Origin of the sequence: Streptomyces sp. NPDC093065, from assembly GCF_044754585.1 — a bacterium.
Taxonomy (GTDB): Bacteria; Actinomycetota; Actinomycetes; order Streptomycetales; family Streptomycetaceae; genus Streptomyces.
The window spans coordinates 30,820-51,670 of the sequence record NZ_JBIVPJ010000036.1 but is presented as its reverse complement, the minus strand read 5'-3'; the positions used below and the strand labels follow the sequence as shown (position 1 = coordinate 51,670).

19 protein-coding genes and 2 pseudogenes are annotated in these 20,851 nt (G+C 73.2%); 6 read left to right on the top strand and 15 right to left on the bottom strand.

The window, feature by feature from the left end; genetic code table 11:
- Positions 1-16: 16 nt before the first annotated feature.
- The 5 genes and pseudogenes from ACIQFU_RS36690 to ACIQFU_RS36670 all read right to left on the bottom strand — a co-directional run bounded on the left by ACIQFU_RS36690 (position 17) and on the right by ACIQFU_RS36670 (position 4,363).
- Positions 17-295, bottom strand: a complete 279-nt coding sequence (locus ACIQFU_RS36690; protein ID WP_402557539.1) for an alpha/beta fold hydrolase — start codon at positions 293-295, stop codon at positions 17-19.
- Positions 296-987: 692 nt separating this feature from the next.
- Complete coding sequence (locus ACIQFU_RS36685) at positions 988-1,833, bottom strand: prephenate dehydratase (RefSeq protein WP_402557537.1); 846 nt, start codon at positions 1,831-1,833, stop codon at positions 988-990.
- Positions 1,834-1,838: 5 nt separating this feature from the next.
- Positions 1,839-2,819: a hypothetical protein gene (locus ACIQFU_RS36680; protein WP_402557536.1), complete on the bottom strand. Its 981-nt coding sequence runs from the start codon at positions 2,817-2,819 to the stop codon at positions 1,839-1,841.
- Positions 2,803-3,776, bottom strand: a pseudogene (locus tag ACIQFU_RS36675) (NAD(P)-dependent oxidoreductase). The gene ACIQFU_RS36680 and the pseudogene ACIQFU_RS36675 overlap by 17 nt, the downstream one beginning before the upstream one ends.
- A gap of 161 nt (positions 3,777-3,937) precedes the next feature.
- The gene (locus tag ACIQFU_RS36670) at positions 3,938-4,363 is read right to left on the bottom strand and encodes an organic hydroperoxide resistance protein (RefSeq protein ID WP_402557535.1); all 426 of its coding nucleotides are present in this window, start codon (positions 4,361-4,363) and stop codon (positions 3,938-3,940) included.
- 246 nt (positions 4,364-4,609) lie between these two features.
- On the opposite strand from ACIQFU_RS36670, the gene ACIQFU_RS36665 reads away from it, so the two are divergent.
- From ACIQFU_RS36665 to ACIQFU_RS36655, 3 genes and pseudogenes are all read left to right on the top strand, one after another.
- Positions 4,610-5,233: an HAD-IA family hydrolase gene (locus tag ACIQFU_RS36665; protein WP_402557534.1), complete on the top strand. Its 624-nt coding sequence runs from the start codon at positions 4,610-4,612 to the stop codon at positions 5,231-5,233.
- A 77-nt stretch (positions 5,234-5,310) separates the two neighbouring features.
- Positions 5,311-5,925 (top strand): annotated as a pseudogene (locus tag ACIQFU_RS36660) (LLM class flavin-dependent oxidoreductase); the annotation flags it as partial.
- A gap of 7 nt (positions 5,926-5,932) precedes the next feature.
- Complete coding sequence (locus tag ACIQFU_RS36655; protein WP_402557546.1) at positions 5,933-6,232, top strand: hypothetical protein; 300 nt, start codon at positions 5,933-5,935, stop codon at positions 6,230-6,232.
- A 150-nt stretch (positions 6,233-6,382) separates the two neighbouring features.
- Here ACIQFU_RS36655 and ACIQFU_RS36650 read toward each other — a convergent pair whose 3' ends face one another.
- The 7 genes from ACIQFU_RS36650 to ACIQFU_RS36620 form a co-directional block, all read right to left on the bottom strand.
- On the bottom strand, positions 6,383-7,903 hold the full coding sequence (locus tag ACIQFU_RS36650; protein ID WP_402557532.1) for a GMC family oxidoreductase: 1,521 nt from the start codon (positions 7,901-7,903) through the stop codon (positions 6,383-6,385).
- Positions 7,904-7,992: 89 nt separating this feature from the next.
- On the bottom strand, positions 7,993-8,613 hold the full coding sequence (locus ACIQFU_RS36645; protein ID WP_402557531.1) for a TetR/AcrR family transcriptional regulator: 621 nt from the start codon (positions 8,611-8,613) through the stop codon (positions 7,993-7,995).
- 71 nt (positions 8,614-8,684) lie between these two features.
- Complete coding sequence (locus ACIQFU_RS36640; RefSeq protein ID WP_402557530.1) at positions 8,685-9,455, bottom strand: SDR family NAD(P)-dependent oxidoreductase; 771 nt, start codon at positions 9,453-9,455, stop codon at positions 8,685-8,687.
- Between the two features lie 356 nt (positions 9,456-9,811).
- On the bottom strand, positions 9,812-11,119 hold the full coding sequence (locus ACIQFU_RS36635; protein WP_402557529.1) for an ABC transporter permease: 1,308 nt from the start codon (positions 11,117-11,119) through the stop codon (positions 9,812-9,814).
- Entirely contained in the window at positions 11,116-11,796 is a 681-nt protein-coding gene (locus ACIQFU_RS36630; RefSeq protein ID WP_402557528.1) for an ABC transporter ATP-binding protein, read from the bottom strand. Before ACIQFU_RS36630 ends, ACIQFU_RS36635 begins: the two co-directional genes overlap by 4 nt.
- A 56-nt stretch (positions 11,797-11,852) precedes the next feature.
- Entirely contained in the window at positions 11,853-13,307 is a 1,455-nt protein-coding gene (locus tag ACIQFU_RS36625) for a peptidoglycan-binding protein (protein WP_402557526.1), read from the bottom strand.
- Positions 13,304-14,236, bottom strand: a complete 933-nt coding sequence (locus ACIQFU_RS36620) for a hypothetical protein (RefSeq protein ID WP_402557524.1) — start codon at positions 14,234-14,236, stop codon at positions 13,304-13,306. Before ACIQFU_RS36620 ends, ACIQFU_RS36625 begins: the two co-directional genes overlap by 4 nt.
- A gap of 219 nt (positions 14,237-14,455) precedes the next feature.
- On the opposite strand from ACIQFU_RS36620, the gene ACIQFU_RS36615 reads away from it, so the two are divergent.
- From ACIQFU_RS36615 to ACIQFU_RS36605, 3 genes are all read left to right on the top strand, one after another.
- Positions 14,456-14,995: a SigE family RNA polymerase sigma factor gene (locus ACIQFU_RS36615; protein WP_402557523.1), complete on the top strand. Its 540-nt coding sequence runs from the start codon at positions 14,456-14,458 to the stop codon at positions 14,993-14,995.
- Positions 14,979-15,710, top strand: coding sequence for a hypothetical protein (locus ACIQFU_RS36610; RefSeq protein ID WP_402557521.1), 732 nt, complete (start codon positions 14,979-14,981; stop codon positions 15,708-15,710). Before ACIQFU_RS36615 ends, ACIQFU_RS36610 begins: the two co-directional genes overlap by 17 nt.
- A gap of 138 nt (positions 15,711-15,848) precedes the next feature.
- Positions 15,849-16,589 carry a hemerythrin domain-containing protein gene (locus tag ACIQFU_RS36605; protein WP_402557519.1) on the top strand — a complete coding sequence of 247 codons (741 nt, stop codon included), beginning with the start codon at positions 15,849-15,851 and terminating at the stop codon, positions 16,587-16,589.
- Here the strand turns inward: ACIQFU_RS36605 and ACIQFU_RS36600 are convergent.
- The 3 genes from ACIQFU_RS36600 to abc-f form a co-directional block, all read right to left on the bottom strand.
- The gene (locus ACIQFU_RS36600; RefSeq protein ID WP_402557518.1) at positions 16,583-17,146 is read right to left on the bottom strand and encodes a CGNR zinc finger domain-containing protein; all 564 of its coding nucleotides are present in this window, start codon (positions 17,144-17,146) and stop codon (positions 16,583-16,585) included. The two genes, ACIQFU_RS36605 and ACIQFU_RS36600, sit on opposite strands and share 7 nt — an antisense overlap.
- Before the next feature lie 102 nt (positions 17,147-17,248).
- Positions 17,249-18,961, bottom strand: a complete 1,713-nt coding sequence (locus ACIQFU_RS36595; protein ID WP_402557516.1) for an ABC-F family ATP-binding cassette domain-containing protein — start codon at positions 18,959-18,961, stop codon at positions 17,249-17,251.
- Between the two features lie 78 nt (positions 18,962-19,039).
- Positions 19,040-20,674: a ribosomal protection-like ABC-F family protein gene (gene abc-f / locus ACIQFU_RS36590; RefSeq protein ID WP_402557514.1), complete on the bottom strand. Its 1,635-nt coding sequence runs from the start codon at positions 20,672-20,674 to the stop codon at positions 19,040-19,042.
- Between the last annotated feature and the right edge of the window lie 177 nt (positions 20,675-20,851).

Below are 20,851 nucleotides of genomic sequence, written 5' to 3'. Positions count from 1 at the left end.
CTGAACGCCTTCGACATCACCTTCGACGGCCGCCTGACGGCGGCCCGCCAGTAACCCCAACCACCCTGGTTACACCGCTCGTTTGACAGACCCGGGCCTGGTCGGCGACCGTGTCGAGGTCCAGTGGACCCACGGGCAGCGGGCTGTTCCCCGATCCCGGGAGGTCGGGCGCGACCACGGTGTGGCCGGCCGCCAGCGCGTCGAGCAGCGTCCCCCAGCTCCCCGTCCCCGTGCTGCTGGTGCCGTGCAGGAGCAGCAGACCGGGGCCGCTGCCCCGAGTCTCGTAGGCAAGCATGTCCACAGCCTCCCGTAGGTCCTCTGCCACGGAAACGGAACCGGACGCCGCCGGGGTTCACCCGGCGGCACTTCGCCGGCGCCGCAGAGTGCCACACGTGTGTGGGAGTGCGACCATGTGTCCAGGGGTGTGTGTTGCGGACTCTTCTATCGTTACTGGCTTGACGGGTGACGCACCCGGCTGCCATGATGACGACGTCACCTATTCAACTGGTGACGATGTAGGGGGGAAGAGACATGCGTTCCGAGTTCCGGGCACCCGAGCGCTCCCGTGACGGCCGGCCGCCGATCCCGCGGGAGGGCCCGAGACCACGCAGATGTGGGTGGGGGCCTGGACCGCCATGACGTCGGGCTACGGACCGGGCGCCGCGAACTTCCTCTGAGCCCGTCCCGGCAACCTGCGGGCGGGGGGACCGCCGGGAAACACATGTGAACCATCCGACGGCCCGACGCGTTGTAGCAGTGAAGGGATTCCCGCCGCCCAGGCGACGGCAGCGGGAATTCCCCTCGCCGGCACCCACTGATCGCGACGGCCGCAACGGTCACGATCGGTGAGCCCGGCGGTCCGAGGACTGTCCGCCTCCGGACCGCCCGCGAACCCGGCTCCGTGCAGCGGAGACCGGGTCCGACGCGGCCCCGTCCCAGGCACCCCCGGCCGGGCGGGGCCGCCCTCTCTCCGCCGTGCCGGGTCCTTCAGCCCGCGCGTCCCCGCAACCGGTGGGCATGCGCCCGGTAGGTGCCCAGAACGCGAACCTCGGAGGAGAAGAAGCGCAGCTCCTGCAGGGCGAGGGCGACCCCGGGGTCGTCCGGGTGTCCTTCGATCTCCACGTAGAAGCGGCTGGGGTTCAGCCCGGCGCCCATCTGATAGCTCTCGATCTTGGTGAGGTTGACGGCGCTGCTGGCGAAACCGCCCAGTGCCTTGTAGAGCGCGCTGGGGATGTTCCGTACGCAGAAGAACAGGCTGGTCATCATCGGTTCGCCCGGGTCCGGCGCGAGCCGCGGGTCCCGGGAGAGGACGACGAAGCGGGTGGTGTTGTCCGGGTCGTCCTCCACCTCGGGGCGCAGCACCCGGAGCCCGTAGAGCTCCGCCGCGGCCGGCGGGGCGAGCGCCGCGTGCCGCGGGTCGCCCAGCTCCGCCACCTCACGCGCGGCGCCCGCGGTGTCGTCGCTGACCAGGGTGCGCCAGTCGCCCTCCCGCAGCACCTTGCGGCACTGCCCCAGGGCGTGCACATGGCTGCGTACGCACTCCACCTGCTCCAGGGACGCGCCGGGGACCCCCATCAGGTCGAAGCGGATGGCGAGGAAGTACTCGGCGACGATGAACAGCCCCGACTCCGGCAGCAGATGGTGCACGTCGGCGACGCGTCCGGCCGCGGAGTTGTCCGTCGGGATGACCGCGACGTCGGCGTGGTCGAGCGCGACGGCGTCCAGCGCCTGCTCGAAGCCCGTGCAGGGCAGCCCCCGGCCGTCCGGGAACAGGGCGCGGGCCGCCGTCGCCGAGTTGGATCCTGGTTCGCCCTGATATGCGACGGTCGTCACCGATGTCAGCCTTCCCTTGTGGAGCTCTGGCCGCCGGGCGGCAGAAGCTCCACCGCGAAGCGCATGCAGTGCAGTATCGGTGAACTCTCCTCGACCAGGCGGACCAGGGGGTCCCGGGCCCCGTCCACCGTGAGGGGCAGGGCGCGCTCGTACGCCGCCGCGATCACGTGGTGGACGAGACGGGAGGCCCGGCGGACCTGGTCCGCCAGGGCCTCGGCGGCGCGAGGCGCGTCGGCCCGGACCGCGAGCGGTGCGCCGTGCACCCGTGCCGCCAGGTTCAGCCGCTCGTCCCGCAGCAGGCCGGCCAGCTCGGCCGCCGCGTCGGCGGGTGACACGGTGACGGGCGGCCCGCCCCGCGTCCGCGCCGCGGCGGGGAGTGCGTTGCTCGGGACGAGACCGGCCAGGGCGTCGGTCAGGCGCCGGGCCGCTCCGAAGGCCAGGCCCGCGACGGCCGTCCAGACGAAGGCCGCGTCGTCCGCCCCCAGCGGTGTGCCCGCCGAGTGCGTGGCGAAGCCGCCCGGCACCCGCAGGCCGTCCAGCCGGCGGGTGGGGCCGGCCCCGCCCGTGTCCCGCACGGCACGCGGCCCGCGCGGCTGCCGGAGCAGCACCTGCGACCCGACCACGAAGAGGTCCGCAGTGCCGTCCGCCCCGTGCCTCCCGGCCTGCTGCCGGATACCGGTGAGCGGCAGGACCAGCCACGGTCCCGCGTCGGCGCCCGGCGGCAGGTGCCACTGCCCCGACAGCGCGAAACCGCCCTGCTCGGGCCGGGCGGCGGGACGCGCACCCGGGCCCTCGGCGGGAACGGCCGTGGCGAGCGGCGCGGCCCAGTTCCAGGTACGGGTGAAGGACTGCCAGGCCGCCGACGGATCGGAGTACCCGTCGAGTTCGAAGAAGTCGAGCACCCGCGGCAGGCGGGTGTGAGGACCGACCACCCTCAGGTAGTCGCCGTGCGCGGCGGTCGTCGTGTTCTCAGGCAGCTTGCTCACCGGCCTCGTGTCCCGTCGTCGTCACGACGACGTTGTCCAGTTCCTCGCCACGTGCGTAACGGTGCAGCTGACGCAGCAGGAAGTCCGTGGTCACCCGCGGGAAGGCGTCGGTGAAGGCGCCCACGTGCGGGGTGACCAGCGCGCCGGGAAGGCGCCAGAGCGGATGCCTGTCGGGCAACGGCTCCGGGTCCGTCACATCGAGTGCGACCCGCAGCCGGCCGGAGCGCACCTCGCGGACGGCGGCACGGGTGTCCAGCAGTTCGCCGCGGGCCACGTTCACGAGCAGGGCGCCGTCCTTCAGCAGGGCCAGCGCGTCCGCACCGAACAGGCCGCGCGTGAGGTCCGTGAGCGGCGCGCACAGCACCACGGCGTCCGCCGTGGGCAGCAGCCCGCGCAGCTCCGCGGCCCCGTGCACATGGCCCGCCGGGGTGGTGCGCCCGGTGCGGGCCACCGCACGACCTCGCAGCCGAACGCGCCGAGCCGGGCGGCGACGGCCGAGCCGACGGCGCCGTGGCCGACCACCAGGACACGTTTGCCGTACAGGGTGGACCGGACCTCGGGCCGCCAGCGTGCCTCGGCCTGCCGGGTGATGAACCGGTCGATCCCGCGCGACAGGGTCAGCAGCAGGGTGACGGCCAGCTCGGCGGTGGCCTCGCGATGCACCCCCCCCCGGGCCGTCGCCAGCCGGGTGCCGGCCGGCATCGCGCCCAGCAGCGGCACCATGTGGTCGTATCCGGAGCTGAGGAGCTGCAGGACCCGCAGCCGGCCCATGTGCGGCAGCACCCGGCGAAGGACGCGCTCCGCGCCCGGCACCGGAGGGCCGACGAGGAACGTGACCTCGCCCGGATCACCGGGGACGGGACCGGCACCATCCCAGTAGCGGTAGGAGAGCCCCTCCGGCAGACCGGGGATCTGCTCCCTGCGGTACGGGAGCCACACGGTCGCGCCGTCGTTCATCGTGCATCAGCTTCTTCCGGGGTCGTGCGGTGCGGACGAGCGGCGGTCGGTGCACCGCCGTCCTCGCGCGCAAGATCTGGCCGCACTCGCTACCTGAACGTCCGGGCCGCAGGGCGGAGTTCACGTGATGCCCGTCACAGCGTGCCGGTCGCCCCGCGGGGTCAGGCGGCGGTGGCGTTGACGGTGACGGGGATGTTGCCGCGGGTGGCCTTGGAGTAGGGGCAGATCTGGTGGGCGGCGTGGGCGAGTTCGGCGGCGGTGGTCTGGTCGACGCCGCCGAGGGTGGGGCTGAGGGTGGCGGAGAGGCCGAACTCGCCGTCGTCGCCGTGGGTGAGGGTGACCTCGGCGACGATGGTGGTGCTGGTGAGCCGGATCTTGCGGGTGGTGGCCGCGCGGCGCAGGGCGCCGAGGAAGCAGGCGGCCCAGCCGGCGGCGAGGAGCTGCTCGGGGTTGGTGGCGGTGCCCGCGCCGCCGAGCTCCTTGGGCAGGGAGAGGCTGGTGTCGAGCAGGCCGTCCGCGGAGCGGACGTGGCCGCCGTTGCGGCCTTCTCCGTCGACGTTGACGACGGCGGTGTAGGTGACTGCCATGGCGGTTCTCTCCCGGTGTGGGTGGGGCTGGTGAGGTGGGCGCCCCGGACGCGACGTGTGCGGGGCGGAAAACCCCCGGCCATCGTCACTTGTTGAGGCGGTGATGCAATCATGACACTCTCGCTCATCACCCGTCAAGCAGGTGACGAGAGAAATGTGTGAACGAGGGAAACACCTGCAGGGGTGCGGACACGTCACACCTACCCGGGACCCCTCCACAGGGGAGACCGACTTAAGGTGTGAAGCATGACCAACCGCAAGGGCCTCGTCCTCGACTTCGGAGGCGTGCTCACCACCCCCCTGATCGCCTCCGCGCTCGCTTTCGAGCAACGCGCGGGACTGCCCGAGGGGACCCTGCTCACCGGCCTCTACCTGCACCCCGAGGGCATCCGGCTGACCCGGGAGCTGGAACGTGGCGCCATCACCCAGTCCCAGTGGAACTCGGCGGCCGGCCGCAGCCTCGGCATCCCCTCCGACAACCTCATGGGCCGCATCTTCGCCGGCCTGCGCCCCGAGCCGTCCGTGATCGCCGCCGCCGCGGCGGCCCGGCGGGCCGGTGTCCGGGTCGGCATCCTCTCCAACTCCGTCGGACTGCACCCGTGGAACCTCTACGACGGCTACGAGGTGGAGCGGCGCTACGACGCCGTAGTGCTGTCCGGGGAGGTCGGGATGCGCAAACCCGACCCGGAGATCTTCCGGCTCGTGCTCGAAAGGCTCGGCCTGTCCGCGCGGGAGTGTGTGTTCGTCGACGACACCGCGCACCACCTGCCGGCCGCGGCGGCGCTGGGATTCGCCGTCGTCCACGCCGAGGACCCGGCGAAGACGGTCGCCGAGCTGGAGGCCCTGCTGGGTGTGCCCCTGTCCCTGTAGTCGTGACGACCATCTATCCGGCGGCGGACCCGCGGCATACGCGGCTCCGGTGTCGCCCCCGCACAGGAAGTACACACATGCGACTGGGTATGGCCCTGCCGACCTTCGGTCCGGACGCCGGGCCGGAAGGAATCATCAAGATCAGCCGGACCGCCGAGGACCTCGGATACGACTCCCTGTGGAGCGGGGACCGCGTACTGGCCCCGGTGACCCCGAGCGTGCCCTACCCGGGCGGCGACGGCGTGATGCCGCGGGTCTACGAGAACCACCTGGACCCCCTGGTGTCCCTGTCGTTCGCCGCGGCGCACACCGGCAGGGTCCGGCTGGGCACCAGCACCCTCAACGGCCTGTGGCAGCCGCCGCTCCTGCTCGCCCGGTCACTGACCACCCTCGACCTGCTGTCCCGGGGACGTCTCGACGTCGGTCTCGGCTTCGGCTGGATGCCCGAGGAGTACACCGGGGCAGGCGTCCCGTGGGAGGGGAGGGGCGCGCGACTGGAGGAGACGCTCGACATCCTGGACGGCTACTGGACGGCCGACGGCGTCTACGCCCACGACGGCCCGCTGTTCACCGTCCCCGGGACCAGGGTCGGCCTCAAGCCGCACCAGCGCCCCGGACCTCCGGTCCTGCTGGCCGCGTTCGGCCCCCCGGGGGCTGCGACGGATCGGACGACGGCTCGACGGCTGGCTGCCCGTGGCCATGCCCCTGCCGCGTCTCCTGGACATGTGGGCCACCGTCCTCGGCGCGGCCGGGGAGGCCGGGCGCGACCCCGCCGCCCTGCGGATCGTGCTGCGTGTCAACGTCGAGCTGACCGACCTCAAGGCCGGTGCCGAGGACATTCCGCGGCGGGGAACGCTGAGCCAGTACGTCGACTACGCGCGGGCCGCTGCCGAGGCCGGTGTGCACGAGCTGTTCGTGGACTTCGGACAGCACTCCGTCACCCTCGGCGAATCCGTGGACCTGGCAGGACGCTTCCTCACCGGTGTCCGCGAGGGCTGACGTCGGGGCAAGAGCGCTCGGGGACTTGACGTCCCGCCGTGCCAACTCGCCGCGCGGGGGCGGCCGTCCACGTCCGTGCCGCCGGGTCTTCCCGGCCTATTACGGCGTAATAGGCCGGGGCCGTTACCGGCTGTTGCCGCAGCCGTGCGGTCAGGAGCGGCGCAGCAGCAGGTCGGCGGCGCGCTCGGCGATCGCGCAGACCGTGGCGTTGGTGTTGTTGGAGGGGATCGCGGGGATCACCGAGGCGTCGGCGACGCGCAGGCCGTCGAGTCCGCGTACGCGCAGCTGTGAGTCGACGACGGACACCTCGTCCTCGCCCAGGGCGCAGGTGCCGACGGGGTGGCAGTAGGAGCCGAAGTACTTCCGGGCGTAGTCGCCGATCGACGGCTCGTCGACGGCGTCGAGCCCCGGACTGACCTCCTCGATCCCCCAGTCGGCGAGCGCGGAGGACCAGGCGATCCGGCGGGCCGCCGTGACGCCGGCGAAGACCGTGCGGACGTCCTGCTCCGCGGTGAAGTAGGCGGGGTCGATCAGGGGGGCGGCGTGGGGGTCGGCCGAGGTGATCCGAAGCGTGCCGCGGCTGAGCGGCCGCATCGGCGAGACACCGATGGTGAAGCCGTTCGTCACCGGGGCGACCGGGTTGGGGAGCGGGATGTCGATGAAGATGATCTGGAGGTCCGGCCCGTCCGCCTCGGGGGTGCTGCGCAGCAGGCCCAGGATCTCCCCGTGGTTGTTGCGCGCCGCGGGCACCTGCCGCTGGGCACGGTAGACGAGGTTGGCGCGGGGGTGGTCGTGCAGGTTCCGCCCCACGCCGGGCAGCGCGTGGACGACCTCCACCTGGGCCCGCTCGAGGTCCTTCGCGGGACCGACGCCGGAGCGCAGCAGCAGATGCGCGGAGCCGACGGTGCCCGCGGTCAGGACCACTTCGGCCCCCGTCGCGGTGTGCGTGGCGCCGCCGGCGCCGTACTCGACGCCGGTGCACCGCTCGCCCTCGAAGAGCAGCCGGTGTGCGACCGCGTCCGTGACGACACACAGGTTGGACCGGTTCAGGGCGGGGGCGAGGTAGGCGTCCGCCGCGCTCTGCCGGCGGCCGGCGACGATGTTGAGGTCGACCGGGGCGAAGCCCTCCTCCAGACCCCCGCTGATGTCGAGGGCCCTGCGGTGCCCGGCTTCCACCGCGCCGTCGAGGCAGGCGAGCAGGACGTCGTTGGGCGCGGTGGCCGGGCCGACGACCAGCGGGCCCTGCGTGCCGCGGCCGGGGGCGCCGCTCAGGGCGGTCTCGCTGCGCTGGAAGTAGGGCAGCAGATCGTCGAAGGCCCAGCCCTTGGCGCCGTGGTCGCCCCAGCTGTCGTAGCCGGAGCGGTGGCCGCGGGCGAACACCATGGCGTTGATGGCCGACGAACCGCCGAGGCCCCGGCCGCGGGGCAGGGGGACGGGCCCGCCGGACGCGCGCTGGACGACGGTCCGGTCGCCCCAGCCCGCGGTCGTCGCCGCGAGCGAAGGCCAGGCCGGCGGCAGTGCCACGGCCTCCGGCAGGCCGGACATCGCGGAGCCCGCCTCCAGGAGCAGCACGCGGACCCTCGGGTCCTCGGACAGCCGGGCCGCGAGGATGCAGCCGGCCGTGCCCCCTCCGACGAGGACCACGTCATAGGCGGAACCCTGAGTGTTCATGACTTCCCGTCCCTGAGCCTGGATCGATGGTTCATGTTTCAGCGTATCACTGGTCCGATCAGTGATACGTAAAAACTGATACCGATGGATCACATATGTTTCCGGCGGGCGTGGGCCGGAACGGGAGCCGGAGCGGGGCCCGCGCACAGACCGGCCATGACGACGTCCAGGACGCGGCTGCCGACGGCCTCGTGGCCGGGCTCGCCGCCGGTGTTCCAGACGTAGGGGCCGCAGGTGTTCCACACGTACGACATGAGAAGGAGGACCTCGCCGGACGTGATGTCGGCGCGCAACCGGTCGGCCTTCCTGGCCGCGGCCAGCAGTTCGTCCACGGCCGCGCGGGCGCGTGCGGAGTACGGACCCCGCGACTGGAGGGCGAACCGCACCGCCTGGGACGCGGCGCTGCCGGTCCGGCCGTGGGCGGCGAGCCGTTCGAACCACCGGCGCAGCGCCGCCGCCGGATCGTGCCGGCCCAGCAGGGCCGTGGTGTCGAGCAGTGCCTCGACCTCGCTCCGGTACACGGCCAGCAGCAGCACCTCGCGGGTGGGGAAGTGCCGGTACACCGTGCCGGGACCGACGCCGGCCAGCTTGGCGAGGGGCTTGAGCGCCAGGTCCGGGGTCTGGGCGAGGGCCCGGCGCGCGACCGTGAGGATGCGCGCGCGGTTCACCTCCGCGTCGTACCGCATCGGGCGGCGAACTGGATGCGTCATCGGCGGTCTCCGATCGGATGGATGGGTGTGTCTCGCCGCCGGACCGGTCACACCCGCGCCCACGGCGTTCGTCAGACGACGCGGATCGTGGCGGTGCCCTGCGCGTCGCCCGGCCCGTCGGCCGACAACTGCACGCACACGCCGTCGGGGCCGGTGGACGTGGCGGTGAGCAGGAGGTCCTCGGCCAGGGCGAGGCGTACGGGGAGTGCGGCGGCCCGGCGCAGCGCACCGTCCTCCTCGAAGCCGTCCCACCCGGGAACGCCCGCCTCCACGCAGACGGCGTTCACCAGGACGCCGTCCGGGCGCCCCATGAGGGCGTACCGGAGAGTGAGCGCCTCGACGGCGTTACGGGGCGCCGCGGCCCCGGTCCGTGCGGGTGCCTCGAAGGCGCCGGCGACGTTGACGACCCGCCCGCCGGAACGGCGCAGCAGCGGAAACATCGCGCCGGTCACGGTCATGAGGTGGAGCGCGTCGAGGAGGTTGGTCTCGAACATGGCCCGCAGCTCCCGGTCCGAACCGTCGGCCGCCCCGCCGAGGGACGCGGTGAGCCCCACCATGTTGACCAGGGCGTCCAGGCGCCCACCGCCGCGTTGGACCAGTTCGGCGGCGCGGGTCACCGTCGTGTCGTCGTCGAGGTCGAGCCGGGTGTGACGGACGTCCAGCCCCGAGGCGCGCAGTTCGCGCTCCGTGGCCCGGCCGGCCGCGTCGCTGCGGACTCCGGCGTACACCGTCACTCCCGCTTCGGCCAGGAGCCGTGCGACGGCACGTCCGAGCCCGGTGTCGGCCACGGTGACGAGCGCGACACGTGTGTGTGGCGGACCGGCGGGCGGGTGCGATGACATGGCCAACCTTCGGACGAAGGAGGGGGGATGGGAGGAGTGGTCACGGTAGCAGAGCGGGTACCGGGCAGCTCGTCCCTGGTTGTCGCGGTCAGATACGTGTGGACACCTGGGCCGAGGAACGACCCACGGCGGAATCCGTCCGGCGGAACCGGCCTTTTCTGGTCTACCCCTTGGATTGGCCCTCCGGGGCCGTCTACCGCCCGTCTTCCCACGAGCTCGGGGCGTTTGCAGTGCCGATGCCTTCCGGGTCCGATGCATTCAACGTACGGAGGCCACCGGTGCCATGGCATCCGTCACCCGACTGGGATCCGTTACTGAAGCACCGGCCGATGACGTACGTACCGTTCCGGTGCTGGTCAGGACGGTGCTCGCAGGGCGTCCACGGGTTCCATCCGCGCGGCCCGCAGCGACGGGTAGAGGCCGGCCAGCAGCCCGACGAGCGCGCCTGCCACCGGGGCACCCAGGGCGAGCCGCAGGTCGAGGACGGGGGTCCACTGCTTCACACCGGCCACCGAGACGACGACCACCACCCCGAGGGCGGCGCCCACGACCCCGCCCAGGAGCCCGATGGCGGTGGACTCCGCGAGGAACTGCGCGGCCACCTGACGCCGCGAGGCGCCGAGCGCACGCCGCAGCCCGATCTCGCCGACGCGTTCCATCACCGTGACCAGGGTGACGTTGGCGATGCCGATGGCGCCCACGACCAGCGAGACCAGTCCGAGCACCAGGAACAGGCCGTTGACGTCGCCCTCCACCCCCTTCCTCGCCCTGGACAGGTCCGGCGGGGCGAGCACGGTGAGGGATTCCTCGTGGCCCGGCGCCAGCGCGATCGGCGCCTGCCGTGCGACCTGGGCCGCCGCCCCGAGGGAGGTGTTGACCAGCACCCGGGTCACCTGCTTGAGGCCCACCCGGTCCGCCGCGGTGGTCGGCGGCAGGATCACCGACGTGGACAGCCGCTGCTCGCGCCTGAAACCGCCGAGGATGCCGACCACGGTGAAGGACTGGCCGTCGAAGAAGACGGCGGGGGCGTCCCGTACGTCGCCGATGCCGAGCAGCCGGGCCGCCTGGTCGCCCAGGACGGCCACCCGTTCGTGCCGCCCGATGTCGCCGGTGTCGAAGAAGCGGCCCGTGGTCACGGTGCCGCGGACCGCCGCGGGCAGTTCCGCGTCCGCCGCGACGACGGCCAGCGTCTGGCCGTTCACCGTGCCGGGCGCGACCACGTCGTTGGCCTTGACCTGGATGTTGGAGGTGTTCTGGGAGTCGGAGAGCGCGGCGGCCGACTCGACCCCCGCGAGGCGTCGCACCGCCTCCACGTCCGTCCACCGCACCAGCGGAGGGTCGAGCGAGCCCGGCGGCGGGGTGGGGACCACCACGGACACCGAGGTGGCGGTGAGGGCGTCGAAACGGCCGGCGATCTGGTTGGCCGCCGTCGAGGCGACACCGATCGTGATGACCAGGGTGCCGATGCCCAGCACCGTGCCGAGGGTGGTGAGCACGGAGCGCACCGGACGGGCGAGTACGCCCGCCAGCGACTCCGACCACAGGTCCCGCGGGTCCGTCCGCGGCCGGTCCGGCCGGTCCCGCCGGCCGCCGCGCCGCCGGGCGGGGGGCGTCTGCCCGTCGGCCGGACGGGACGGGGAGGTACCGCGGGTGCGGACCGTCATGCGCACTCCTGACTGAGCCGGCCGTCGTGGATGCGTACCCGCCGGCTCGCACACGCGCTCACGGCGTCGTCGTGCGTGATCACGAGCAGCGTCATGCCCTGGGACCGCAACCGGTCGAAGAGCGCGAGCACCGACTCGGTGTTCTCGCTGTCGAGGTTTCCGGTCGGTTCGTCGCACAGCAGCAGGGCGGGATCGCCCATCAGGGCGCGGGCGATGGCCACCCGCTGCCGCTCGCCGCCGGACAGCCGACCGGGCAGGAACCCGAAGCGGTGGCCGAGGCCCACCCGGGCCAGGGCCTGGCGGGCCCGCTCGGCCCGGGTCGCGCGCTCGCGGCCCGGGTGGGGGGCCCGGTAGACCTCGGCGAGCATCACGTTCTCGTCCACGGTCCGGTAGGGCAGCAGATGGAAGGACTGGAACACGAAGCCGATACGGCTGCCGCGCAGCGCGGTGCGTTCCAGGTCGCCGAGGGTGTTGGTGAGCACCCCGTCGAGCCAGTAGCTGCCGGAGGTCGGCCGGTCGAGCAGGCCGAGGGTGTTGAGCAGCGTGGACTTGCCCGACCCGGAGGGGCCGATGACCGACAGGTGCTCCCCGCGCCGGACCGTCAGGTCGACGTCCCGCAGGGCGTGCACCGGCGGGTCGGACGGGAAGACCCGGTTGAGGGAACTGAGCCGGATCACGGTGTCCGGATCCGGCGCCGGGCCGGGGTCCGCCGGGGGCGGTGCCGGCTTCCTCCTCACTGCCCGACCACCACCTGATCGCCCTCGCGCAGCGCGCCGCCCCGTGCGCTCACCTCGACCTGCCCGGCGGCGGAGAGCCCCGCCTCGACCGGGACGTCGACGACCTCGCCGTCGCGCGCCACCCGCACCCGTGCCTCGCCGTCCGAGGCGGTGTGCACCGCCGCGACGGGCACCACCAGGACGGAGCCCTTGGAGGAACTCACACCGATGGTGACCGTGACCGCGCTGCCCGCCTGGTTCTTCAGCGCTCCGGGGTGCGGGACCGAGACGACGACGGGCACCGGGGCCGAGGGGTCACCGGAGCCGGTGCCGCCCTCCTCGTCCGCGCCGGTGCCGCCGCCCGCGCCGTCGGCCTTCTTGTCGTCACCGGGCTTCGCGGCGGCATCTGCGACCTTCGTCACGACGCCCGTCACCTGCTTGCCGTCCGCCGTGTCGATCCGCGCCGGCATGCCCTCGCGCACCTGCTCGCTGTCCGACGCCGGTACGACGGCCCGTATCTCGACGTCCGGGCCGGTCACCGTGGCGACCGGACCGTCCGGGGTGTCTCCGAGATGCACCTTGGCCTTGTCGACACGGGCCGGAAGGTCCGGCAGGAACACGACCTCGCCCGCCGGCAGCTTCGTGCCGTACGCCGAGGTGAACGCGCTGAGCGCCTTGTTCGCCTGGTCCAGCCGGTCCCGGGCGGACTTCAGCTCCAGGGTGTGAGCGGCACCCGAGGCGGGCGGCGCCGACGCGGCCTCCTCGTCCTTGCCCCCGGCGTCCGGGCCCGTGCCGCCGGACGCACCGCCGTCGCCGCCCTGCGCCTGGAGCAGCGCGAGCTGGGCGTCCGTCACGGCCTGTTGCAGATCGCCGAGCTGCTTCTCGTCGTCGGCGCCGGGAGCCCGGGGCTCGAAGCCCTTGCTCCGGTACCACTGGGTCACCGCCGCCGCGGTGCCCTGGCCGTAGTGTCCGCCGACGCCGCCCGGATCGTGCCCGAGCCGGCGCAGCGCGTTCTGCAACTGGCGGACGTCGTCCCCCGAGACGCCGGGACCGAGGGTGCGGTACATGGGCACCGTCCCGCGCAGCACGAACACCGGGCGACCGCTGACCTGCATCAGAACGCTGCCCTCGGTCAGCTTCGCGCCCGCCTTCGGGAGGTTGGTGACCAACTGGGCGACGGCCTCGCCCCCGGATCCGCCGGCGGCACCGACGGGACCGGAGAGCGCGACGGTCCGCGCCGCGCCGAACTCCACACTGCCCTGCGTCACCACGGACGCGGTCAGATGCCGGCGCTGCACGGCGACGGTGACCGGTCCGGCATCCGGCGGCCGGTGTCCGGCGGCCGCGTCGGCGGGCGACTGCATGCGGCTGCCGGCGAACCAGCCGCCACCGCCGACCAGGACGACGACGCCGACGATCAGGGCGACCTGCCGGCTGCGGCGTTCGGGGCCGCGCAGAAGGCGCCGGATCATCCGGTGACGCTCTCGAACGGGTGCTTGGCGTGCTTGGGGAAGTACGCGGCCCGGAACTTCCTGCCGCACTCCAGGTCCTTCTTGGCGAGGCCGATCTCGTGCGTCAGCCTGGCGAGCGCCTCGTCCTCGTCGAGGCTCAGGATGCCGTCCGCCGGGGTCGTGTCGCCGACCTGGAACTTCACCATGTCGCCGATGGAGGTCGGCTGGGTGGTGGTGACGGGGATGCCCGCCTTGTTCAGGCAGCCGGCGAACTCCTGCGCCAGGGAGACGAGCTGCGGATCACCGTTGAGCGCCTGCTGGGCGGCGAGGGCGCGCTGGCTCTCCTCGGCGGTCTCCCGATCGATCTCCGCCTGGGACTTCTCGGGACCGTACGCCTTCTCCCGGGCATCCCTCAGACATCCCGGCCCCAGGTCGTGCTTGCCGTTCCTGAGCTTCTCGCCCCGCGCCTTCTCGTACGCCGCCTTCTGGGCCGGAGTGAGGCTGTCGAGGTAGGCGGAGTCCGGGTTGTCCTCGTGCTTCTTGTTGCTCGCGGCGCTGCCGAACACGTTCGGGTCGTCCCGGTAGACGGCCCCCGCGTAGAGACCGAACCCGTACTTCTCCCGGTACTTCTTCGCCGCGTCGTAGTCCTCGCCGTCGACCGGAGCGAGTGCGTCGTCGTACGTGACGACGTGCGGCGTGTAGGTGAAGCCCTTGGCGCGCATGCACGCCGCCATGGCGTTCTCCTGCACGTACTGCTTCCTGGTCTCCTCGTCGGCGTCGGACGGGATGGCCAGTTCGCCGCCCGCGGAGGCCGTCGGGGACGGCTTGCCGCCGCCGGAGGCGGCGGGTGCGGCCGAGTCGCCGCCGCCCTGGGAGCACCCGGAGAGCGCCAGCAGTCCGGCCGCCGTCACCGCCGGCCACAGGCCGGCGATCCTGAGGTTGAGAGCCATGTCGGTCCGCCATGTCAGTCGAAGTGTGTCCGGCCGGGGCGATCCACCCGGCCGACGCTCCCAACCCGGCAGGGCCGCCGTAGGGTTGCCCGACGGCACACATATGTGTCCCGCATCACGTTTCGGAGGGCGGCGGTCAGGAATCCCGCCGTCCCGGGCAACCGGAGGGAGGTGCCGACCGGTGGTAGTACATGTGAGAACTGCGCCAGGGACACAGGCATGACGGCCGGCACGGAACGCGAGAGGGACTTCGAGGCGTTCGTGGCGGCACGCGGGCCGAGGCTGCTCCGGGTCGCCTGGCTGCTGACCGGAGACACCCACCTCGCGGAGGACCTCCTGCAGACGGTGCTGGCCAAGGTCTGGCCCAAGTGGCGGCGGATCTGCGAGCAGAACCCGGAGGCCTACATCCGCAAGGCGCTGGTCAACACCCACGCCTCGTGGTGGCAGCGGCGCTGGCGGGGCGAGATACCGCACGACCGGATGCCCGAGGAGGCCACGTCCGCCGACCCGTTCGCCGCCGTCGACCTGGAGCGGTCGCTGGCCCTGGTCGTGCGCGGACTGCCGCCGCGGCAGCGGGCCGTGGTGGTCCTGCGGTACTTCGAGGGACTGAGCGTGGAGGAGACGGCCCACACGCTGGGCTGCCGGCCGGGCACCGTCAAGAGCCAGGCGTCCAAGGCACTGAACTCACTCCGCTCGACACTGATGACGGCGGCACCCGGCACCAAGGAGGGGAGCGACGGCTATGCGTGGCACGTCTGAGGAACCATCGCGCGAGACGGCGCGCGCGGTGCGCCGGCTCCTGGAGGAGACGGTGCCCTCGCCCGCGGCGCCGGCCGACCGGATGGAGCGCATCGCGCTGCGGGTGCGTCGGCGCCGCCGGCGGCGCACGGCGGCCGGTGCGGTGGTGTCGGCGGCCGCCGTCGCGGTCGCGGTCACCCTGGGACCGGGGCAGTTGCGGCACGGGAGCACACCCGCGCAGCCCGCGGCGTTCCCGTCCGGCACGACCGTCGCGCAACTGCTGGACCCGTCCCGGCCGGTGTGGGCCCAGGTGCCCGAGGGGTGGCACAGCCTGACCGTCGAGGACGCGGACGGCGGCTTCGTCGGGTTCCTGGCCTCGCAGCCGTTGCACCCCCCGGTGCCCGAGGGCTGCTACCGGATTCCGGCCGCGGCGCTGCGTGGCTGCCTGCCCCTGGACGGACTCGAGGCGGGGGGCGCGTTCCTCGTCTTCCGCTACGGCGCCGGACGGCACGACGGGCGCGGGGCGAAACCGCTCGGGCAGAGCGTGGTCCCGCCGCTGAAGACCTGCACGGGAACGCGGGCCGACCGGGAGAGCATCGGCTGGGAGACGGTCCGCCCCGCCGGCGGAGGGACCTTCGACGTGCAGGTGTCCGTGTGCCTGAAGGAGCCCTCGGGGGCGACGGCCGCGCTCGCCGAGAAGATCCTGGACGCCACGTTCCCGCACACCGGGCGATGACCGCGGCACGCGGGAACGAACTCGGCTCGACCGCTTGACACGTGTGAGTTACTCGGCATGTGTGACCTGGCCGTGAACCGGCCCGGGACAGACCGACCCCCGGGGCAGACCCCGGACAGAGAGAGAAAGGTGCTGCCGATGTCCGCCACCGGGGCGTCGTCCGACGAAGGCACCCGTCTGATCGACGAGGTCCTCGCCGGTCACGGCGTGATGGCCAGGGGAGCCGAGACCGTCGCCGCCTCCTTCACCAGGCTGGCGGCCGGTGCGGCCGTCGAGACGAGGGCCCTGGTCCTCACCGCGCGGTGGCTGATCGAGGTCGGGCACCACCATGTGCGCCGGGAGGCGTCCCTGTGGCCCCTGCTGCGGGAGAGTCCGCACCGCGCCGTGGCCCGTCTCGACCTGCTGAGCGAGGAGCACGGGACGCTGGTCGAGGAGCTCGACGCCCTGACGCGGGCCGTCGGTGAGATCGCCAAGGAGCGCGAGGCCGGCGGATCGTTGAGCTGGGGCCTGGCGATGAAGCAGGGCACCCGGGCGTCCCACCGGATCCTGGGCCTCCTCGGCGGCCATCTCGCCGCCGAGGAGGCGGTGCTGAGGACGCTGTTCCCGGCCGTTCCCGAAACGGATACCGCCCGGTTGCGCGAGGCGGTCGCCGACGGGGTCCCCCTGAGCGGGCCGCACCTGGTCCTCGGCTTCCTGGAGCACCCCGAGCCCCTGCCCGGCCGGGACCGGATCTCCGTCCGCTTCCCGCCGTGGGTGCGCTGGGCCAGGGCGCCGCTGACGAGGAGCTTCCGCCGGACGCTGAGGGCGCTCGGCGTGCACGGCTGCGAGAGGGGGCCGGCGCGCGGCCGGAGGGCGTGGGGCGGCGCGGCGGTTCAGTGAGCGGCCGCGGCGGGCGCGGTCCTCTTGCGGGCCCGGTAGGCGGCAGCCTTGATCTTGTTGCCGCACGAGTCCATGCCGCACCACTGCCGCCGCATGCCGCGCGACCGGTCGATGTAGACGCGGGTGCACTCGGGGTTGCCGCACTCCTTCATCAGGGGCACGTCCGGCCCGCTGAGGAGCTCGACGGCGTGCCGGGCGACGGTGGACAGGGCCTGCTCCGGTGTCGCCTCGGTGCGGCGGCCGGACGGGGTGAGCTGCGGCGTCGCCGGTGCCCTGCGCGCGGCCTCGTTCAGGACGTCGAGCGCCTCCTCGTCGAACTCCTCCCCGAGACGCCGGGCCGTGACCAGCTCGTAGATGGCCTCCCGTACGATCGTGGCCTGCTCGACGTCGCTCTCGTCACCGGGGAGGACCGTGTCGACGATGCCGGACTCCAGATACCAGGCGTCCAGCCGGTCCGGGGTCGCGAACATCTCGAAGCGCGTCGAGCGCCGGGCGCGCAGCGTGGCGGCGAAGTCGAGGGCGGGATTTCCGCATACGAAGACATGGTTAAGATTCACATCACCATCTTGACAGGTGACTGTGTGGGACCGCAAGGACCGTCACCGGTCGAAGCGGTGTTCTTTGTCTCCGGTGACGGGTCCCCCCCGTCACGTCTCACCTCATCCCCGCCCTCCGTGCCCGGGCCCCCGGCCGGCCGCCGCGCCGGTGACGGAACGCCGCGTCACCCCCGGGTCCAGCCTCAGTTCCCGGCCCTGCCAGCGCTTGCGCAGCCACCGGTCGTGGCTCGCGACGACGATCGCGCCGGGGCCGGTGCCCATGGCGTCCTCCAGTTCGTCGCACAGGCGCGGGGACAGGTGGTTCGTGGGCTCGTCGAGCAGCAGGAGCTGCGGGGGACGGGCCACCAGAAGGGCCAGCGCCAGCCTCCGGCGCTGGCCGACCGAGAGATGCCCGACCGGTTTGTCCAGGTCCGCCTCGTGCATCAGACCCAGGGAGCCCAGCGGGACCGCTGCGGCGCCCTCGGGGCCGAGCTCCAGCCCGTAGGTGTCCCGGACGGTTCGGTCCGGCCGGTCGAACACGCTGTCCTGGGCGAGCAGCGCCACCGTCAGCCCGGCGCGCCTGCGGATCTCTCCCTCGGCCGTGAGGTGTCCGGCGAGCACGGCCAGCAGGGTCGATTTCCCGGCCCCGTTGCCTCCGGTGACCAGCAGCCGGTCGGCCGCCGACACCTCCGCCCCGTCCAGCGTGAGCCGGCCCGGCACCCGCACCCCGCGCAGGGAGACCAGGGGATCGTCCCGGTCCGCCGGACTTCCCGCGCCCTGCGCCGCCGGCGCCTCGGCGGCGAGCGCCGCGCCGGTGAACCGCAGGGGCCGCGGGGGCTCACCGACCCGGGTGCGCTCCAGTTCCTCCAGCCTGCGGGTGGCGTTGCGCACCCGGCGGGAGATCTGGCTCTGCACCCGGCCCGCCCGGTGGCCGTAGCCCATCTTCTCGTTGTCGCGCGGCCCCCGGTCCGGCGCGACGGCGCGCGCCGTCACACCGGCCGAGTGCCGCAGCGACTCCAGTTCCTCCTGCTCCTCCGCCCAGCGCCGCTCCCAGCGCTCCCGCTCGGCACGTTTCTCGGCGAGGTAGGCGCTGTAGTTGCCGCCGTAGCGCACCGGGCCGTCCACGGCCGGGTCGAGGTCGATCAGGTCGGTGCAGACGGCGTCGAGGAAGGCCCGGTCGTGGCTGGCCACCACCACGGCCCCGGGCAGGCTCCGCACCTGCTCCTCGACGAAGGCGGCGGCGTCGTCGTCGAGGTGGTTGGTCGGCTCGTCGAGCAGCAGCGCCGACGGCCGCCGCACCAGGAGCGCGGCCAGCGCGAGGCGCCCGCGCTGCCCGCCGGACAGGGAGCCGAGCGTCCGGTCGTGCCCGAACGAGCCGAGGCCGAGCCCCTCCAGTACGACGGCCGCGCGCCGGTCCGCGTCCCAGGCCTCGCGGTCCTGGGCCTCCTCCAGCCGCCTGCCGTAGGCGTCGAGCAGCTCGGCGTGGCCGGGGTCGTCGTCCGCGGTGCGGGCGAGGTCCTCGGTCAGCCGTTCCAGCCCGGCGAGGACCTCGCGGGACTCGCGCAGCGCCTCGTCCAGCACCGCGGCGATCGTCGCCCCGGCGTCGAAGGCCATCTCCTGTTGCAGGAAGCCCGGGTCGGGCGGGCGCGTGACGCTGCCGGCGTCGGGTTCGTCCACCCCGGCCAGCAGGCGCAGCAGGGTGGACTTGCCGACGCCGTTCTCACCGATCAGGCCGATGCGGTGGCCGGGCGAGGCGGTCAGGCCGACGCCGTCGAGCACCCGCCGGCCTCCCAGGTTGCGGACGAGGTCGTGGGCGATCAGGGCGGGCTGGGGCATGGGAACCGTCCAACATGTGCGGGCTGGACCCGCCGGGCGCGGGGCCTCGGACGCGGGTCACGTCGACACGCCGGCGGCTCACACCGCGGGGGCTCCCGTCTCCTTGAGTGTGCCGTCGGCCAGGCGCAGCCACCGGTTGACGCCGATCTCGGTGAGGAACCGCTCGTCGTGGCTGACCACGACGAACGCGCCCTGGTAGGAGTTCAGCGCGCTCTCCAGCTGGCCGGCGCTGACCAGGTCGAGGTTGTTCGTCGGCTCGTCGAGGAGCAGCAGCTGCGGCGCCGGTTCGGCGCACAGGATGCAGGCCAGGGTGGCGCGCAGCCGCTCACCGCCGGAGAGCACCCGCACCGGGAGATGGGCCCGCGCACCGCGGAACAGGAAGCGCGCGAGCAGGTTCATCCGCTCGGCCTCGGGCCGCTGGGGGGCGAACGCGGTGAAGTTCTCCAGGACGGTGCGGTCCACGTCCAGCAGGTCCAGCCGCTGCGAGAGATAGGCGATGCGCCCGTCGGCCCGCTTGATCTCCCCGGCCTCCGGCTCCAGATCGCCGGTGACCAGGCGCAGCAGCGTGGTCTTTCCGGCGCCGTTGGGGCCGGTCAGCGCGATGCGCTCGGGGCCGCGGACGGACAGCTCGACACCCTGGCCGGCGAAGACGGGCCGGTCGCCGTGGCGGACCTGCAACTGCTCGCCGACGAACAGGTTGCGCCCGGCGGGCACGTTGGTCTCGGGCAGGTCGAGGCTGATGCGCTGCTCGTCGCGCAGCGCGCGCCCCGCCTCGTCGAGCCGGGCCTTGGCCTCGCTGACGCGGGAGGCGTGCATCTGGCCGGCGCGGCCGGCGGACTCCTGGGCGCCGCGCTTCATGTTGCCGGCGAAGATGCGGGGCAGACCGGCGTTCTTGAGGTTCTTGGCGGCGTTGCTCGCGCGGCGGTCGGCGCGCTCGCGGGCCTGCTGCAGCTCGCGCTTCTCCCGCTTCAGTTCCTGCTCGGCGTTGCGGACGTTCTTCTCGGCGACCTCCTGCTCGGCCTGCACGGCCTCCTCGTACTCGGTGAAGTTGCCGCCGTACAGCTTGAGTTCGCTGCTGCCGAGCTCGGCGATGCGGTCCATGCGGTCGAGCAGGGCCCGGTCGTGGCTGACGAGCAGCAGGCAGCCGCCGAAGTCCCCCAGCACGTCGTAGAGCTTGTGCCGGGCTTCGAGGTCGAGGTTGTTTGTGGGCTCGTCCAGCAGCAGCACGTCCGGCCGCTTCAGCAACTGGGCCGCGAGGCCGAGCGAGACGACCTGGCCGCCGCTGAGCGTGTTCAGGCTCCGGTCCAGGGTGAGGTCGGTGAGACCGAGGCGGTCGAGCTGGGCGCGGGTGCGTTCCTCGATGTCCCAGTCGTCGCCGATGGTGCCGAAGTGCTTCTCGTCCACGTCCCCGGACTCGACGGCGTCCAGGGCGCGGATCACCTCGGCGATCCCGAGGACCTCGGCGACCGTGAGATCGCGGGTCAGCGGCAGGCTCTGCGGCAGATAGCCCAGGGTGCCGCCCACCGACACCGAGCCGGTGGCGGGCGCGAGTTCACCGGCGATCAGCTTGAGCAGCGTGCTCTTGCCGGAGCCGTTGGGTGCGACCAGGCCGGTGCGGCCGCTGTTCACGGTGAAGGACAGGTCGTGGAAGACCGGGGTGTCGTCCGGCCAGGCGAAGGAGAGGTTCGAGCAGACGATGGAGGCGTCGGACATGGAGGGTGACCTCGGGGTGCGTGCGGGCAGAGCGGTGTCCGCCCTGGACAGGCAAGGGAAAAAGGGGACGACAGTGAGGCCACTGCGGCAGCGGTCTGAGCGCCGGCCGGTGGCCATCGGGTCCGGGTCTCACCCCGAGATGTCGTCGTCACCCACCATGTCTGCCACTCCCTGTGC

Excerpts from the sequence above, each read along its gene's own strand:
- abc-f (WP_402557514.1), bottom strand. The coding sequence starts at position 20,674 with ATGTCCGACGCCTCCATCGTCTGCTCGAACCTCTCCTTCGCCTGGCCG.
- ACIQFU_RS36690 (WP_402557539.1), bottom strand. The coding sequence starts at position 295 with ATGCTTGCCTACGAGACTCGGGGCAGCGGCCCCGGTCTGCTGCTCCTG.
- ACIQFU_RS36610 (WP_402557521.1), top strand. The coding sequence starts at position 14,979 with ATGCGTGGCACGTCTGAGGAACCATCGCGCGAGACGGCGCGCGCGGTG.
- ACIQFU_RS36625 (WP_402557526.1), bottom strand. The coding sequence starts at position 13,307 with ATGATCCGGCGCCTTCTGCGCGGCCCCGAACGCCGCAGCCGGCAGGTC.
- ACIQFU_RS36650 (WP_402557532.1), bottom strand. The coding sequence starts at position 7,903 with ATGAACACTCAGGGTTCCGCCTATGACGTGGTCCTCGTCGGAGGGGGC.
- ACIQFU_RS36615 (WP_402557523.1), top strand. The coding sequence starts at position 14,456 with ATGACGGCCGGCACGGAACGCGAGAGGGACTTCGAGGCGTTCGTGGCG.
- ACIQFU_RS36645 (WP_402557531.1), bottom strand. The coding sequence starts at position 8,613 with ATGACGCATCCAGTTCGCCGCCCGATGCGGTACGACGCGGAGGTGAAC.
- ACIQFU_RS36605 (WP_402557519.1), top strand. The coding sequence starts at position 15,849 with ATGTCCGCCACCGGGGCGTCGTCCGACGAAGGCACCCGTCTGATCGAC.
- ACIQFU_RS36620 (WP_402557524.1), bottom strand. The coding sequence starts at position 14,236 with ATGGCTCTCAACCTCAGGATCGCCGGCCTGTGGCCGGCGGTGACGGCG.
- ACIQFU_RS36655 (WP_402557546.1), top strand. The coding sequence starts at position 5,933 with ATGCCCCTGCCGCGTCTCCTGGACATGTGGGCCACCGTCCTCGGCGCG.
- ACIQFU_RS36595 (WP_402557516.1), bottom strand. The coding sequence starts at position 18,961 with ATGCCCCAGCCCGCCCTGATCGCCCACGACCTCGTCCGCAACCTGGGA.
- ACIQFU_RS36635 (WP_402557529.1), bottom strand. The coding sequence starts at position 11,119 with ATGACGGTCCGCACCCGCGGTACCTCCCCGTCCCGTCCGGCCGACGGG.
- ACIQFU_RS36640 (WP_402557530.1), bottom strand. The coding sequence starts at position 9,455 with ATGTCATCGCACCCGCCCGCCGGTCCGCCACACACACGTGTCGCGCTC.
- ACIQFU_RS36665 (WP_402557534.1), top strand. The coding sequence starts at position 4,610 with ATGACCAACCGCAAGGGCCTCGTCCTCGACTTCGGAGGCGTGCTCACC.
- ACIQFU_RS36670 (WP_402557535.1), bottom strand. The coding sequence starts at position 4,363 with ATGGCAGTCACCTACACCGCCGTCGTCAACGTCGACGGAGAAGGCCGC.